Genomic DNA, 15876 nt, shown 5'->3' on the forward strand with positions numbered 1-15876 from the left:
CTGAAAAGTTTGTATTTCAGTTGTATTGTTTTGAGAATCAGAATGGACTTGAGACACCTGCGGGCCTTCATCGCCGTCGCCGAGGAGATGCATTTCGGCCGGGCCGGCGAGCGGCTGCACCTTTCGCCGCCGCCGGTCAGCACCGCCATCAAGGAACTCGAAGCCGAGCTGGGCGTTCAGCTCTTCGAGCGCACCTCGCGCCGCATCACCCTCACCCGCAGCGGCCTGGAACTGCTGCGCGACGCCCGCAACATCGTCGCCCGCACGGAGAGCATGCGCAGCCACGCGTCGCGCATGGCCAAGGGCCTGTCGGGTTCGCTGTCGGTGGGTTTCATCAGCACGGCGGCCTACTCTTTCCTGCCGGACCTGCTGAGCCGCTTCACCGCCGACCATCCGGAAGTGCGGCTGACCCTGCACGAAAAAAGCACCGACCGGGTGCTGGTCGATCTGGAATCGGGCGCGCTGGACATCGGTTTCCTGTTCGCGTCGCCAGGCTCGTTTCCGGCCTTGTCGTATGAGGCGACCAATCGATTCAAGCTGATCGTGGCGCTGGCGGAATCGCATCCGCTCGCTCGCCTGAAGAAGGTGCCGCTGGAGCGCTTGTCTGCCGAGCGGTTCCTGCTGTTCGAGCGCCAGCAGGGACCTCTGATGTTCGACAAGATCGTGGCGGCCTGCATGCACCACGGCTTCAGCCCGAGGCTTTTCCATGCGCGCCAGCAGCACACGATCGTCAGCCTGGTGTCGGGTGCATTCGGCGTGGCGCTGGTGCCGGACTGCGTGCAGGTGATGCGCAGGGACGGTGTGGTCTACCGGCCCCTGCGCGGAGAAAGCCCGGTGATCGAGGTGGGCGCCGCCTGGCGAACCGACGACGACTCGCCCACCCTCAAGGCTTTCCTGGAATACGTGCCGCGCCTGAAAGGCTGACGCGGCATCCGCCGGGCTTCAGACCTCGGTGACGAACTGATCGCGCGGGCGGCGCACCTTGTCGAGCTTGACCAGCCAGTCGCCTTCGACCTGCCGATAACCCAGCGGCAGGATGGCCACGCTGCGCAGGCCCTTGGCGCGCAGTCCCAAAATTTCGTCCAGCGATTCCGGCACGAAACCTTCCATCGGCGTGCTGTCGACTTCCTCGTAGGCGGCGGCGATCAGCGATGCCCCCAGGCCGATGTAGGCCTGCCGTGCGGCGTGCGCGAAATTGACCTCGGCGCCGCGCTGCGGGTAGGTGGCGAGCAGCATGGCGCGGTATTTTTCCCAGCCTTCGTTGGTGGTGCCGCGTACGCTGTTGGTCAGGTCGAACATGGTGTTGATGCGCTCGGCCGTGTAGTCGTCCCAGGCGGCGAACACCAGCAGGTGCGAACCGTCGGTGATCTGGCCCTGGTTCCAGCCGATGGCCTTGATCTTCTCGCGGGTGGCGTCGTCGGTCACGACGAACACCCCGAAGGGCTGCAGGCCGCTCGAGGTGGGCGCCAGGCGGGCGGCTTCGACGATGCGGTCGACCTTTTCCTGCGGCACCTTGCGCGAGATGTCCATCTTCTTGGTGGCGTAGCGCCAGTTCAGGCGGTCCAGCAGGCCTTGCGAGGTGGTTTCGGCGGCATGGGAAGAGGCGTTCTGGGTATCGGACACGGGGTGATTCCTTGAAGATTTCAGTGCGCTGAAATTATCGAAGCAAGTCGGACGCCCGGCCCGTCTGGGGGTTTTACTTCACCAGTTCACGCATCTTGCGGCGCAGCGCCTTGTCGCGCCGCTGCTCCTCGTTCCAGTCGTGCCGGATCGCCAGCGTCACCGAAAGCGCCATCAGCATCAGCACCAGCGCGAACGGCAGGGCGAAGACGATGGTCGCCGTCTGGATGGCCTGCAGCCCGCCGGCCAACAGCAGGCTGAGCGCAATGCCCGCCACCAGCAGGCCCCAGACCACCTTGACCCGCGCCGAAGGGTTGGCGTTGCCGCCGGTGCTCATGGTGCCCAGCACCAGTGCGGCCGAGTCGCCCGAGGTGACGAAGAAGACGAACACCAAAAGTGTGGCGACCACCGAGGTGAGCCCGCCCAGCGGCAGGGCGTTCAGCATGACGTACAGCGCGCCCGCCACGTCGGTGGCGACCGCGTCGACCAGCGGCACGCCCTGGAAGATCTGCATGTGGAGCGCCGTGCCGCCGAACACCGCGAACCAGACGAAACCCACCAGCGTCGGCGCGATCACCGTGCCCAGGATGAACTGCCGGATGGTGCGGCCGCGCGAAACCCGGGCGATGAACAAACCCACGAAGGGCGACCAGGCCAGCCACCAGGCCCAGTAGAAAAGCGTCCAGTTCCCGATCCAGCTGCTGCTGCGGAAGGGTGTCATGCGCAGGCTCATGCGGACGAATTCGCTGACGTAGGAGCCGAGGGTCGAGGTCAGGGTCTCGATGACGGCGACCGTCGGCCCTGCGACGAACACGAAGGCGGTCAGCAGCCCGGCCAGCGCCAGGTTGCCGATGGACAGCCATTTGATGCCGCGCTCCACCCCCGAAACGGCCGAGGTGATGAACAGCGCGGTGGTCAGCACGATGATGGCCGCCTGCACCCAGGGCGTGACCGGCACACCGAACGCCGCCGCCAGCCCGGCGTTGATCTGGGTCGCACCCATGCCGAGTGACGCCGCCACGCCGAACGCCGTCGCCACCACCGCCATCACGTTGAACAGCGGCGACAGGCGGGCCATGCCGCGCCAGGGCAGGGCTTCGGTCGCCGAGCTGACCAGCGGCAGCGCCTTGCGCCGGAAGCTGAAGAAGGCGATGGCCAGCCCCACGATTCCGTAGATGGCCCAGGGATGCAGGCCCCAGTGGAAGAAGGCGTAGCGCATGGCGACCGCGGCCGCCTCGGGTGTGCCGGCCACCACGCCCGGCGGTGGGTTGCGGAAGTGCGATATGGGTTCACCCACGCCCCAGAACACCAGCCCGATGCCCATGCCGGCGGCGAACAGCATCGAGAACCAGGCGCCGGTCGAGAACTCGGGTTCGTCGTCCTCGTCGCCCAGCTTCAGGTCGCCGAAACGGCTGAAGGCCAGGAAGAAGGCCAGCACCACCAGCCCCAGCACCAGCCACAGGTAGAGCCAGCCGAAGTTGTGGGTGATCTGGCCGAGCAGCGTGGTGAAGACCCGATCCAGGCTGGCAGGTGAAAAAAGCGCCCAGGCGACGATGAGGGCGATAAGGCCCGTGGAGACGAATAACTGCAAAAGGGATTTCCTGAGGAAAGGCCGTGCGGAATCCGGTGGACCCGACGGTGCGCCCCACGAGGGAGAGCGCTGCGATCCAGGGCGTGGCCCTGAAGATGAAAACCGGTGCCGGGACGCGATCGTCCCGGCTGGCTGCCCTGGATTTTACCAAGCCCCCTCCCCGGTAAAATCCGGGCTGCCCGGCCACCCCACGTTCTTCGATCCCAGATCTCCATGCGCATCCACGAACTGAAGCAGCGACTGCAAGCGGCCGGCGCCGGCCCGCTGCACCAGCGCCGCATCCTGCGCAACTGGTCGCACGCCCTGCCCCACACCAGCGGCAGACGCAGTCCCGCAAGTTTTTTCCCCGCCGCGCTGATGACCGCCCTGCCCGCCATCGAGGCCGAGCTGGCATGCCTGGCCCGCATCGCTTCGGCTCATCCCGGCGCCGACGGTTCCGAGCGCCTGCTGGTCACCCTGGCCGACGGCCAGACGGTCGAAAGCGTGCTGCTGCCGCGTGGCGGCCTGTGCGTGTCTTCGCAGGTGGGTTGTGCGGTCGGCTGCCAGTTCTGCATGACCGGCCGCAACGGCCTGCTGCGGCAGGTCGGCAGCGCCGAGATCGTCGCCCAGGTGGTGCTGGCCCGCCAGCGGCGTGCGGTCAGCAAAGTGGTGTTCATGGGCATGGGCGAACCGGCGCACAACCTGGACAACGTGATCGAAGCCATGGAGCTGCTGGGGACGGTCGGCAACATCGGCCACAAGAACCTGGTGTTTTCCACCGTGGGCGACCCGCGTGCCTTCGAGCGGCTGCACCGGGCATCGGTCAAGCCGGCACTGGCCCTGTCGCTGCACACCACCCGCGCCGACCTTCGCCGCCGCCTGCTGCCGCGCGCGCCGGACATGACACCCGACCAGCTGGTGGCCGAAGCCGAGCGTTATGCGCGCGTCTCGGGTTATCCGACGCAATACCAGTGGGCGCTGCTGGACGGCATCAACGACACCCACGAGGAAGTCGAAGGCATCGTCCGCCTGCTGGCCGGCAAATACGGCCTGCTCAACCTGATCCCCTTCAACGCGGTGGACGGCGTGGACTTCGATCGCCCCAGCCGCGAACGTTGCGAACAGCTGGCCCGCACACTGCACCAGCGCGGCGTGCTGACCAAGCTGCGATGGTCGGCCGGACAGGACGTGGAAGGGGGTTGCGGGCAGCTGCGGGCCCGCGCGCAGAACGTCGGACCCGCGGCACCGGCCCCGGTGGTGCTGCATCCGCGCAAAGGCTGACGCTGCCACCGCCGCCCATGGGCGCGCGACCGCTACCTTTTGACGCAACCGGCGTTTGCACGGCAGCAAGAATCGGCTTTTGACGTCCACGGTTGGCTATCGACATGAGGTCCCTTCGCAGCCAACTGGTCCTGTTCTGGGTCTTCCTGCTCGTGGTCAGCATTGCGCTGGCCAGCGTCATGGCGTCGATCTTTCATCAGAGCGCGGGTGCCCAGGTGGCGGAAGCCCGCTCGGTCACGCGGCAAGCCTGCCAGGCCATAGCGACACGTTACGCACGTTCGCTCCCTCAACCCGTCGCCAGCGCACCCCGCGTGGATTTGCTGCAGGTGCTGCTGCAACTGGTGCTGCTGGACACGCCGCATGTGGAAGGCGGCGCCTGGCATGCGTCGGCAGGCATGCTGGCCTATGCGTATCCCACCTACGAAGGCAGCGGCGTCAAACGCGACGTGCCGACCGCCGAACAGCCGCTGATCACCGAACTTGCCCGCCAGTCCGCGCAATCCGGCAACCTGCAGACCGACGTGGTGAAGGGTAGCCGGGAGGCGCTGGTGGTCACTGCCTGCCCGCTCGTATCCACCAGCGGAGACCTGGCCGCCTGGACCATGACCCGCACCCACCAGGGCGCACTGGCCGCACAGGGCAGCCTGCGTTTCGGACTGGGTGTGCTGCTGGCGGCGCTGCTGGGTTCGGCTGCTTGGCTGGGCCTGATATTGATGCGCGGCCTGCGCCACGTGAAGCGGCTGGAAGCCCGGCTCGGCCATGCCGGCGAGCATGAACTGCCCGAACTGGAGTCCACCGGCGTGCGGGAACTCGACCGCATCGTGCACAGCTTCAACCGCCACAGAGAGCGTTTCGAGGAAGCCCGCGGCCAGTTGCGTGAAGTGGCCCGGCAGCGCAGCCGCGACCAGCGGCTGGCCGCGCTGGGCCGCATGACGGGCGCCATCGCACACGAGATCCGCAACCCCATCGCGGCCATGCGCCTGAAGGCCGAGAACGCATTGGCGGCCGATGTGTCCCGGCAGCCTGCCGCCCTGCACGCGATCGTCGGCCAGATCGACCGGCTCGACGGCCTGGTGCAGAGCCTGCTGGCACTGGTGCAGCCGGTGAACCTGTCGCCCCGCAGCGTGGACATCGTCCGCTGGCTGGAGGAACGGCGCGACACGGCCGCAGGACGTGCAGCCGGCCGCGACGTCACGCTGACGGTGCAGGCGGTCGGCGCGCCCTCGGCCTGGTTCGACCCGCTGCACCTGGGCCGGGCGCTGGACAACCTGGTCGACAACGCCCTGCACCACGCACCTGCCGGCGGACATGTCCGGGTCACCGCCGATGCGGTCGCCGGCCGGTCGCTGGTGCTGCGGGTGGACGACGACGGACCGGGCATACCGGACGCGCTCCAGCCGCAACTGTTCGAACCCTTCGCCACCGGCCGGGCCGACGGCACCGGCCTCGGGCTGGCACTGGCGCGTGAAGTCGTGCTGGCCCATGGCGGCGACATCACTTGCAGCCGCGTGGACGGAGTCACCCGATTCGAAATGGAGTTGCCGTGGCGCGCATCCTGATCGTCGACGACGACACCGCCTTCCGGGAGACGCTGGCCGAAACCCTGGAAAGCCTGGGCCACCAGGCCCTGCAGGCCGACGGCGGCGAGGCCGCATTGAAGCAGCTGGAGCAATTGCCCGACGGCCGCATCGACGCGGTGTTCCTGGACCACCGCATGCCCCGCATGGACGGCCTGCAGACCCTGCAGGCCATGGGCGCGCGCATCGTGCGTCGGCCGCCGGTGATCGTGCTCACCGCCTACGCCAGCGGCGGCAACACCATCGAATCGATGCGGCTGGGCGCCTTTGACCATCTCGACAAACCGATCCGCCGCGACGCGGTGGTCGAGGTGCTGGAACGCGCCTTGCGGAAGGAGAACGCCGCGGGCCCGGCCGCGCCCGCAACGGATTCGCAAGACGATGAGCTGGTCGGCAGCAGTCCGGCCATGCGTGAAGTGCACAAACGCATCGGCCTGGCCGCGGACAGCCAGCAACCGGTGCTGGTGCTGGGCGAGACCGGCACCGGCAAGGAACTGGTCGCCCGCGCGCTGCACCGGCATTCTTCGCGGGCCGACCGGCCCTTCGTGGCGATCAACTGCTCCGCCATCCCGAAAGACCTGCTGGAAAGCGAACTGTTCGGCCATGTGCGCGGCGCCTTCAGCGGCGCCACGGCCGACCGCGACGGTTGTTTCCGGGCGGCCGACGGCGGTGTGCTGCTGATGGACGAGATCGGCGACATGGACCTGGGGGTGCAGGCGAAGATCCTGCGGGTGCTGCAGGAAGGCGAGGTGACGCCGCTGGGCGGTCATCGCACGGTGAGGGTGGATGTGCGTATCGTCGCCGCCACCCACCGCGACCTGGCGGCGGAGGTGAAGGCCGGCCGCTTCCGGCAAGACCTGTTCTACCGGCTCGACGTACTTTCGATCCAGCTGCCGCCCTTGCGTGAGCGGGGCGGCGACATCCTGCCGCTGGCGGCCTATTTCCTGCGCCGCGCCGCCATGCCCGAACCTCCGAAAGGCCTGTCGGAAGACGCACTGAAAGCGCTGCTGGCCCATGCCTGGCCAGGCAATGTCCGTGAGTTGCGCAATCTGATGGAACGCTGCAACGCCCTGGTGCGCCACCGCGTGATCCGGGCCGACGACCTGGCGCTGGACCCTGGCGGCGGCAGTCCGCACGCCGATGCTGGCGGGCTGCCGACTGCATGGCTGGACGCCGAGCTGCCGGCCGCCGTCGAGCAGCTGGAACGGCTGCTGATCCAGCGGGCGCTGGCACGCGCCAACGGCAACCGGGCGGAGGCGGCACGCGCACTGGGCATTCACCGGCAACTGCTGTATCGAAAGCTCGAAACCTACGGCTTGTGAGGCTCGGCGGATGGATGAAAAGCGGACACGTGCTGTCCTCAAACCGGTCGACTGCCGGCATGACACGAACGCAAGCCCTTGATTCACAAGCATCAGGCACCTGGCACGCCTTATGAGTACATCCAGTGCATCGCCACCTGGAGACTCACATGCGACATCGTTTCGACCCCCTCGCGCCCACCGTCCTCGCATCGTTGCTGCTGGTCGCCGGCAGCGCATTTGCGCAGCAACCACCGCCACCGCCCGGCGAAGGCCCGCCACCGCCACGTCCGATGGCCGCTGCAGCCGACGCACGCCCGGTCGCCAGCGGACAGGTGCAACGGCTGCTCGTCAACCCGGGCGGCGAGGTCGACGGCCTGCTGCTGTCGGACGGCACACAAGTGTCGTTCCCTCCGCAGCCTGCCACCGGTCTGGCCTTGAAGGCCGGTGAACGGGTGCAGGTCAGCGGCTGGGCCAACCCCGACTCGAAGGTGGTGTCGGCCGCCGCCATCAGCACGCAAGGCGGTACCCGTTCGCTCCTCGCCGGCCCGCCGCCACGCCCGGCCGACCCGGCATCGCTGCCGCCACTCACCGCACTGAACACCAGCGGCAAGGTGTCCCGGGTGCTCTACACCGACCGTGGCGACGCCAACGGCGTTCTGCTGGACAACGGCGTGGTGGTGCGGTTTCCGCCGCACGTCGGCGCCGCCCTGCGCGACACCCTGCAAACCGGCCGCAGCCTGTCGGCACGGGGCTGGGGCAGCCGCACCGCCCTCGGCACCACGCTCGAGGCCAATGCCCTGGGTGCCAGCGCGGACAGCATGCAGGAAGTGCTGGCCGGTCGCCCACGTCCGCCGCGGGATCCGCTGCAACCGCCGCCACCCGCACCTTGAACATTCCAGCAGCCTCTCTTTCACCTCACTCCAAAGATTCCCATGCCCAAACACAATGACAAGCAAGCCTGGTCCATCGAAGGCCGTTTCCAGCACCTGATCTACAGCCCCAAGGGCGCCATCGAGGGCCTGCTCATCGACACCGAGGGCGCGCCGACCCAGTTCGTCACCGATCCTCAGGACGCGGCCAGCCTCGACCGCCTCGGCGCTCTCGAACCCGGCCAGACGGTGGTCGTCGAAGGCACCGAGGAAGGACCTTCGCCGAAGGGTGCGTCGGAGCACCTGGTCTATCGCCTGACCCGGCTGGCCTCGGTGGATGGCGAAGACGCCGGTCCGCCGCATGCACCGGCGGAAGTGAGGGGCAGGATCGCGCGCTTCAACTACGCCAGGCACGGAGAACCCAACGGCTTCGTCCTCGACAGCGGTGACTTCGTGCATACCCGGCCGGACGGTTTTGCCTCCCTCGGCTTGAACATCGGCGACAAGGTCCATGCGGAAGGCCCTTCCCGTCCGCTGGCGACCGGCAGCGGACGGGTGGTCGAGGCGCACAGCGTCAACGGCACCTCCGTCGGTCCGGCCCACTGATCAGGCGAGGCTGAAAAATGCAGCAGACGGACGTTCGTTCCTCGCTCAAGGCGCTCACGGCGCTCACGCTGCTGGCGTTTTTCATGGCGGACGTGCGCGACGGCCTCGGCCCTTTCCTCGCCACCTGGCTGCAGGAGAACCGGGTGCCGCAGCACTGGATCGGCTACACCATGACGGCGGGCGGCCTGGCGGCCATGGCCGCGACGCCTCTGGCCGGGGCCTGGGCCGACCGCTCGCATGCCAAACGCGCCATGACGGCAGGCGCGACCCTGCTGACCCTGGGCGCCAGCGCCCTGGCTTTTCTCAGCCTTTCCGGCCCGGTGCTGATCGTGTCGCAGGTGCTGACCGGCATCGGCGGCGCGGTGCTGGCAGCAGCGATGGCCGCGCTGACGCTGGGCCTGGCCCGCGACGAGGGATTCCGTACCCAGACCGGTCGCAACGAAGCGGCCAACCACGCGGGGAACATCGTCTCCGCCATCGGTGCCGGATGCGCCGCCCACTACCTGGGCGCCCCCTGGATGCTGGCCGTGATGGCCGCCATGTGCGCGGGCGCGCTGGCCGCCGTGTGGGCCATCCGCAGCCAGGACATCGACCATCAGGCGGCGCGCGGCTGCCCGGCCGAACACGTGTCCGGATCGGCATCCAACGACGGCGCCGCGCCCGCACCCTGGCGCAACGGACCGCTGCTGCTGTTCGGCCTGGCCTGCGCCTGTTTCCACCTGGGCAATGCCGCCATGCTGCCCCTGTTGAACCAGCGCCTGGCGGCGGGGCCGGCCGGGTCGGCGCCCCTGTTGTGGACCGGCATCGCCATCGTGGTGGCGCAGCTCACCATGATCCCGGTCGCGTTATGGGTGGCGCGCAGCCGGCGTTTCGACGTGTCCTGGTTTGTCTACCTGGCGATCCTGTTGCTGCCGGCGCGCGGCGCGCTGGCTTATGCCTTCACCAGCGAATGGAACAACATCCCGGTGCAGGTGCTGGACGGCATTGCCGCCGGCATCCTCGGCGTCGCCACGCCCCTGCTGGTGCAGCGCCATTCGCGGGGCAGCGGGCGTTTCAACACGGCACTGGGGTTTGTCATGACATTGCAGGGCGTCGGCGCGGCATTCAGCCCCACGCTGGCCAACACCATCGTCGGCAGCGAAGGCCGCTTCGGCCCTGCCTTCGTGGCCCTGGCCTGCTCGTCGCTGCTGGCCCTGCCGCTGTTCTGGTGGAGCGGACGCGACCGGCGCCGGTGACCCGTTCAGGGCAGCCCGCCCGCCTCGGCCGGTGCCAGGCCGTCCAGCGAAACATCCCGCAGCACCGCCATGAAGGCCTGCACCGCCGGGCTCGGCGCCTCGTCCATGCGGGTCAGCATGCCGTAGTCGGGCATGCGGTCGGGCACTTCCACCGGGATGTGGGCCAGCAACCCTTTCTCCACGTATTTCTCGACCAGCGTGGACGGTTGCAGCGACAGCATGTCGGTCAGCTGCAGCGACTCCAGCGCGAACAGAAATGAAGTGGTCTCGACCACGCTCGAAGTGGGCGCCATGCCGATGACGCCGAAGATGTCGTCGGACACCTTGCGCACCGCCGTCGAAGGCGGATACAGCAGCCACGGCCAGTGCGCCAGCCTGGACAGTTCGAGGCCCGGCTGTCCACGCAAGGGATGACGCGGCCCGCCGACCACCAGCAGGCGCTCGGGCGACAGCCTTTCGTAGTGGAACTGGCTGCGCTGCCGGTCGTCGGTGAACCGGCCGATCATCAGGTCGATCTTGCGTTCGGCCAGCCAGATCGCCAGCTGGTCGCTGCTCTGTTCGAACACCTTCAGCACCAGCAGCGGCCGGCGGCGCTGGATCTCGCTCACCGATTCGGTCAGCAGCCGCGCTGCCGAACCCGATATGGCGCCGATGGACAACTGCCCGTGGCCGCCCTGCTTCAGCGCATTGAACTCGTCGACGAACTTCTTCTGGCCGGCCAGCGCGCTTGCCGCATAACGCAGGGTGAACAGGCCCAGCTCGCTGGGCCGCATCTCGCGCGGAAGGCGTTCGAACAGGCGCGCGTCGAAGATTTCCTCCAGGTCCAGCAATATCTTGGTGGCGGCCGGCTGGGTGATATGCATCTGCTCGGCGGTGAGCCGGAGGTTGCGGGTGCGGCCCAGGATGTCCAGGAACTGGAGGTGCCTGAAACGCAGCCGGCCGCAGGCTGCGGCCATCGATAAGGGTTTGCCCGACATGGTGATGCGCGATAACCAAATGGAATGAATCCGCCGTAAACACTGATTGGACCACGGTGTATCGACGCCCTTAGTCTCCGCCCCGAAGCGGCCCGAACACGGCCCTTTGCCACAACAAATACCGGAGACAAGACCATGAAGCTGAAGTCCATCGCGCTGGCCGCCGCATTGCTGGCCGCATTCGCAGGCACTGCGTCCGCGCAGATCAGGGAGCGCTCGATCAAGATCGGCACCGGCATCACGGAAGACCATCCGCAGGCCCTGTCGCTGAAGCATTTCGCCGAAACGATCGAAGCGAAAAGCGGCGGCAAGATGAAGGCCAAGGTGTTCGCCAACGGCACCCTGGGCAACGACGTCACCATGACCTCCGCGCTGCGCGGCGGCACCCTGGAAATGACCATCCCCGACAGCTCCACCCTGGTGTCCATCGTCAAGGACTTCGGTGTGCTCAACCTGCCGATGACCTTCAACAACGAACAGGAAGCCGACGCGGTGCTGGACAGCGCCTTCGGCCAGAAACTGCTCGACAAGCTGCCCGAGAAAGGCCTGATCGGCCTGGCGTATTTCGAGAACGGCTTCCGCCATGTAAGCAACTCGCGCCGCCCCATCACCAAGGCAGAGGACATGGTCGGCCTGAAGCTGCGGGTCATCCAGAGCCCGCTGTTCGTCGACACCTTCACCGCCCTGGGCGCCAACGCCACGCCGCTGCCCTTCACCGAGCTGTATTCGGCCATGGAACAGAAGGCGGTCGACGGCCAGGAAAACCCGGCCGTCACCATCCTCACCAGCAAGTTCTACGAAGTGCAGAAACAGATGGTGCTGTCCAAGCACATCTACAGCGCCTGGGTGCTGCTGCTGTCCAAGAAGACCTGGGACACCATGTCGCCCGAAGAGCAGAAGATCATGAAGGACGCCGGCCGCGAAGCCACCGCCTTCGAGCGCAAGTCGATCCGCGCGCTGAACGAAAAGGCACTGGGCGAGCTGAAGAAAGTGGGCATGAACATCACCGAACTGTCGGCTCCCGAGCAGGCGAAGATGCGTGAAAAGCTGCAGCCGGTGGTCGCCAAGTACAGCAAGGAATTCGGCGAGGACAGCACCCGCGAAATGATGGCCGAGCTGGAAAAGGCCCGCAAGAAATAAGCCCCCCGGAAAGCAGCGTTCCCCATGGATGAAAAGACAGCTTCCTCGCGCCCCTCGCGGCGCTTCCGGTCGCAGGACTGGTTCGCCGATCCGCAGCGTTCGGACATGACGGCCCTCTACCTCGAACGGTTCATGAACTACGGCCTGACGCCGCAGGAACTGCGTTCGGGCCGTCCGATCATCGGCATCGCGCAGACCGGCAGCGACCTGTCGCCCTGCAACCGCATCCATGTGGACCTGGCGCGCCGGGTGAAGGAAGGCATCCGCGACGCGGGCGGCATCCCGATGGAGTTCCCGGTGCATCCGATCTTCGAGAACTGCCGCCGCCCGACCGCCGCCCTGGACCGCAACCTGGCCTACCTGGGCCTGGTCGAGATCCTCTACGGCTATCCCATCGACGCGGTGGTGCTGACCACCGGCTGCGACAAGACCACGCCGGCCGGCGTGATGGCGGCATCGACCGTCGACATACCGGCCATCGTGCTGTCCGGCGGGCCGATGCTCGACGGCTGGCACGACGGCGAACTGGTCGGCTCGGGCACCGTCATCTGGCGCAGCCGGCGGCTGCTGGCGGCCGGCGCCATCGACGAGGAAGAGTTCATGCAGCGCGCCTGCGACAGCGCGCCGTCGGCCGGCCACTGCAACACCATGGGCACCGCCAGCACGATGAACGCGGTGGCCGAAGCGCTGGGCCTGTCGCTCACCGGTTGCGCCGCCATTCCGGCACCCTACCGCGAACGCGGGCAGATGGCCTATGCCACCGGCCGGCGCATCGTCGAGATGGCGTTCGAAGACCTGAAACCGTCCCGCATCCTCACTCGCGAAAGTTTCCTCAACGCACTGTCGGTCATCAGTTGCGCCGGCGGCTCCAGCAACGCGCAGGTGCATGTGATGGCGATGGCCCGCCATGCCGGTGTCGAGTTGAACCCGTCCGACTGGATGGACCATGCCTACGACTTGCCGCTGCTGGTCAACATGCAGCCGGCCGGCAAATACCTGGGCGAACGTTTTTTCCGTGCCGGCGGCGTGCCGGCCGTGATGTGGGAACTGCAGCAGGCCGGCCTGCTGCACGGCGGCTGCGCCAGCGTCACCGGCAAGACCATGGCCGAGAACCTGGAGGGCCGCCAGACCGGCGACCGCGAGGTGATCTACCCGTTCGAGCAGCCGCTGATGCAGAAGGCCGGTTTCCTGGTGCTGGCCGGCAATCTGTTCGATTTCGGGATCATGAAGACCTCGGTGATCGGCGAACGGTTCCGCGAACGTTACCTCTGCCGGCCTGGCCACGAAGGCATCTTCGAAGGCCGCGCCATCGTGTTCGAAGGCTCCGACGACTACCACCACCGCATCAACGATCCGGCGCTGGAGATCGACGAAGGCTGCATCCTGGTGATGCGCGGCGCCGGCCCCATCGGCTGGCCCGGCTCGGCCGAGGTGGTCAACATGCAGCCGCCGGACGCCCTCATCCAGCGCGGCATCATGAACCTGCCGACGCTCGGCGACGGCCGCCAGTCGGGCACGGCGGACAGCCCCTCCATCCTCAACGCATCGCCCGAAAGCGCGGTCGGCGGGGGACTGAGCTGGCTGATGACCGGCGACACCATCCGCATCGACCTGAACGCCGGCCGCTGCGATGCGCTGGTGGCGCCCGAAGAGATCGAACGCCGGGTGCGCGAACTGCCGGCCCCGCCGATACCGGCCAGCCATTCCCCGTGGGAAGAGCTGTACCGCGAAAAGACCGGCCAGCTGGCCGAGGGCGCGACCCTGGATTTCGCCCTGAAATACCGGCGCATCGCCGACATCACGCCTCGGCACAACCACTGAAAAAACCGGGCCGGCACATCTGCCGACCCTTGAAAGGACTTGGGCATGAACCAGCCACTCGAAGCCGCCGCATGGGCGCCACTTTTGCCATCCGACGGTCTGGCCGGCTGCCTGGTCGGCCGCGCCTGGCTGACCGGCCCGCAGCCGGGTCCGGCCGTCGTCGTGCTGCGGCCGGAAGGCGTGTTCGACATCAGCGCGGAATTCCCTACGGTGAGCACCCTGCTGGAAAAATCCAGCCCGGCCGAGGCGGTGCGCGACACGAAGGGCAAACGCATCTGCAGCGTCGATGAACTGCTGGCCAACAGCCAGCCAGGCGACCGGGACAAGAGTCGTCCGTGGCTGCTGGCGCCCAACGACCTGCAGGTGGTGAAGGCCGCCGGAGTGACTTTCGCCAGCAGCATGATCGAACGGGTGATCGAGGAACAGGCCGGCGGCGACGCCAGCCTGGCGCTGTCGTTGCGCACCAAGGTCACTGCGCTCATCGGCACCAACCTCGCCGCCATCAAGCCCGGCTCGCCGCAGGCCATGGAACTCAAGAAGCTGCTGCAGGAGCAAGGCCTGTGGTCGCAATACCTGGAAGTGGGCATCGGCCCCGACGCGGAGGTGTTCACCAAGGCGCCGGTGCTGGCTGCGGTCGGTTCCGGCGACGACATCGGCATCCGTGCCGATTCGGCCTGGAACAACCCGGAACCCGAGGTGGTGCTGGCCGTCAACAGCCGGGGCGCAATCGTCGGCGCCACGCTGGGCAACGACGTCAACCTGCGCGACATCGAGGGCCGCAGCGCCCTGCTGCTGGGCAAGGCCAAGGACAACAACGCGTCCTGCGCCATCGGCCCCTTCATCCGACTGTTCGACGCCACGTTCAGCCTGGACGACGTGCGCCGCGAAACGGTGCACCTGCATGTGAGCGGACCCGAGGGCTACCAGCTGCGCGGCATCAACACCATGAGCAGCATCAGCCGCGACCCGGCCGACATCGTGGCGCAGACGCTGGGGGCACACCAGTATCCGGACGGTTTCATGCTCTTCCTGGGCACCCTGTTCGCACCCATCGAGGACCGCGACCAGCCGGGTTCGGGTTTCACCCACAAGCTCGGCGACCGGGTGACCATCCGCAGCGACCGGCTGGGCGCGCTGAACAACGTGGTCACCCACAGCGAGACCGCGCCGCCCTGGCGTTTCGGCCTGCGCGCCTTCATCGGCAACCTGGCCGCGCGCGGACTGCTGGACGGCCGGTCGATCTAGTCACCGGTCCGGCTCAGAACAACGCATAACAAGGAGACAGGACATGGAATATTGGATGAACCGCTACTGCCGGCTGCTGGACTTCCTGATGGCGCTGGCACTGGCCGTCATGGTGGTGCTGGTGTTCGGCAACGTGGTGCTGCGGTATGCCTTCAACTCGGGCATCACCGTGTCGGAAGAACTGTCGCGCTGGCTCTTCGTGTGGCTGACCTTCCTGGGCGCCATCGTCGCCATGAAGGAACACGGCCACCTGGGTGTGGACATGGTGGTCAGCCGACTGCCGGACTGGGGCAAGAAGGTGTGCGTGGTCGTCGGCCAGTTGCTGATGCTGTGGGTCTGCTGGCTGCTGTTCATCGGCAGCTGGAACCAGACGGTGATCAACGCCGACGTGTCGGCCCCGACCACCGGCCTGTCGGTCGGCATCTTCTACAGCGTGGGCATGGTGTTCGGCGCTTCGGCCGGCGTGTTCCTGCTGTGGGACCTGTGGCGGGTGCTGAGCGGCCAGCTGCAGGGCGATGCGCTGGTGATGGTGAAGGACTCGGAAGAAACCGCCGAATTCGATGCCTTGCAGGCCCGCCTGGCCGAAGAGGACCGTGTGACAGCCCTCCAGTCCAACGGCAAGAAAGGCTGA

At 67.4% G+C, this 15876-nt stretch carries 14 protein-coding genes; 11 read left to right on the forward strand and 3 right to left on the reverse strand.

Annotated elements, in window-relative coordinates:
- Positions 1-42 precede the first annotated feature (42 nt).
- Positions 43-924, forward strand: a complete 882-nt coding sequence (locus tag AC3ANW_RS19430; RefSeq protein WP_488342476.1) for a LysR family transcriptional regulator — start codon at positions 43-45, stop codon at positions 922-924.
- An 18-nt stretch (positions 925-942) separates the two neighbouring features.
- Here AC3ANW_RS19430 and AC3ANW_RS19435 read toward each other — a convergent pair whose 3' ends face one another.
- Both AC3ANW_RS19435 and AC3ANW_RS19440 read right to left on the reverse strand, forming a co-directional pair.
- Positions 943-1530: a nitroreductase family protein gene (locus AC3ANW_RS19435; protein WP_488345465.1), complete on the reverse strand. Its 588-nt coding sequence runs from the start codon at positions 1528-1530 to the stop codon at positions 943-945.
- Between the two features lie 166 nt (positions 1531-1696).
- Positions 1697-3211: a BCCT family transporter gene (locus AC3ANW_RS19440; RefSeq protein WP_488342477.1), complete on the reverse strand. Its 1515-nt coding sequence runs from the start codon at positions 3209-3211 to the stop codon at positions 1697-1699.
- A gap of 213 nt (positions 3212-3424) precedes the next feature.
- Here AC3ANW_RS19440 and AC3ANW_RS19445 point away from each other — a divergent pair, with 213 nt between their 5' ends.
- The 6 genes from AC3ANW_RS19445 (at position 3425) to AC3ANW_RS19470 (ending at position 10062) form a co-directional block, all read left to right on the forward strand.
- The gene (locus AC3ANW_RS19445) at positions 3425-4471 is read left to right on the forward strand and encodes an RNA methyltransferase (RefSeq protein ID WP_488342478.1); all 1047 of its coding nucleotides are present in this window, start codon (positions 3425-3427) and stop codon (positions 4469-4471) included.
- A 104-nt stretch (positions 4472-4575) separates the two neighbouring features.
- Positions 4576-6030, forward strand: coding sequence for a sensor histidine kinase (locus AC3ANW_RS19450; protein ID WP_488342479.1), 1455 nt, complete (start codon positions 4576-4578; stop codon positions 6028-6030).
- Positions 6015-7370: a sigma-54-dependent transcriptional regulator gene (locus tag AC3ANW_RS19455; RefSeq protein WP_488342480.1), complete on the forward strand. Its 1356-nt coding sequence runs from the start codon at positions 6015-6017 to the stop codon at positions 7368-7370. The genes AC3ANW_RS19450 and AC3ANW_RS19455 overlap by 16 nt, the downstream gene beginning before the upstream one ends.
- A gap of 149 nt (positions 7371-7519) precedes the next feature.
- Positions 7520-8242, forward strand: a complete 723-nt coding sequence (locus AC3ANW_RS19460) for a hypothetical protein (RefSeq protein ID WP_488342481.1) — start codon at positions 7520-7522, stop codon at positions 8240-8242.
- Between the two features lie 42 nt (positions 8243-8284).
- On the forward strand, positions 8285-8827 hold the full coding sequence (locus AC3ANW_RS19465; protein ID WP_488342482.1) for a hypothetical protein: 543 nt from the start codon (positions 8285-8287) through the stop codon (positions 8825-8827).
- 17 nt (positions 8828-8844) lie between these two features.
- On the forward strand, positions 8845-10062 hold the full coding sequence (locus tag AC3ANW_RS19470; RefSeq protein ID WP_488342483.1) for an MFS transporter: 1218 nt from the start codon (positions 8845-8847) through the stop codon (positions 10060-10062).
- 5 nt (positions 10063-10067) lie between these two features.
- Here AC3ANW_RS19470 and AC3ANW_RS19475 read toward each other — a convergent pair whose 3' ends face one another.
- Positions 10068-11039 carry a LysR substrate-binding domain-containing protein gene (locus tag AC3ANW_RS19475; protein WP_488342484.1) on the reverse strand — a complete coding sequence of 324 codons (972 nt, stop codon included), beginning with the start codon at positions 11037-11039 and terminating at the stop codon, positions 10068-10070.
- A gap of 135 nt (positions 11040-11174) precedes the next feature.
- On the opposite strand from AC3ANW_RS19475, the gene AC3ANW_RS19480 reads away from it, so the two are divergent.
- The 4 genes from AC3ANW_RS19480 to AC3ANW_RS19495 are packed head-to-tail and all read left to right on the forward strand — an operon-like array spanning position 11175 to position 15876.
- The gene (locus tag AC3ANW_RS19480; protein WP_488342485.1) at positions 11175-12179 is read left to right on the forward strand and encodes a TRAP transporter substrate-binding protein; all 1005 of its coding nucleotides are present in this window, start codon (positions 11175-11177) and stop codon (positions 12177-12179) included.
- Positions 12180-12203: 24 nt separating this feature from the next.
- Positions 12204-14000 (forward strand): IlvD/Edd family dehydratase, encoded by a 1797-nt coding sequence (locus AC3ANW_RS19485; protein ID WP_488342486.1) that lies wholly within the window; start codon positions 12204-12206, stop codon positions 13998-14000.
- A gap of 45 nt (positions 14001-14045) precedes the next feature.
- Positions 14046-15245 carry a fumarylacetoacetate hydrolase family protein gene (locus AC3ANW_RS19490; RefSeq protein WP_488342487.1) on the forward strand — a complete coding sequence of 400 codons (1200 nt, stop codon included), beginning with the start codon at positions 14046-14048 and terminating at the stop codon, positions 15243-15245.
- Positions 15246-15288: 43 nt separating this feature from the next.
- Positions 15289-15876 carry a TRAP transporter small permease gene (locus tag AC3ANW_RS19495; RefSeq protein ID WP_488342488.1) on the forward strand — a complete coding sequence of 196 codons (588 nt, stop codon included), beginning with the start codon at positions 15289-15291 and terminating at the stop codon, positions 15874-15876.

This window comes from Xylophilus sp. PBN-3R (assembly GCF_057747805.1).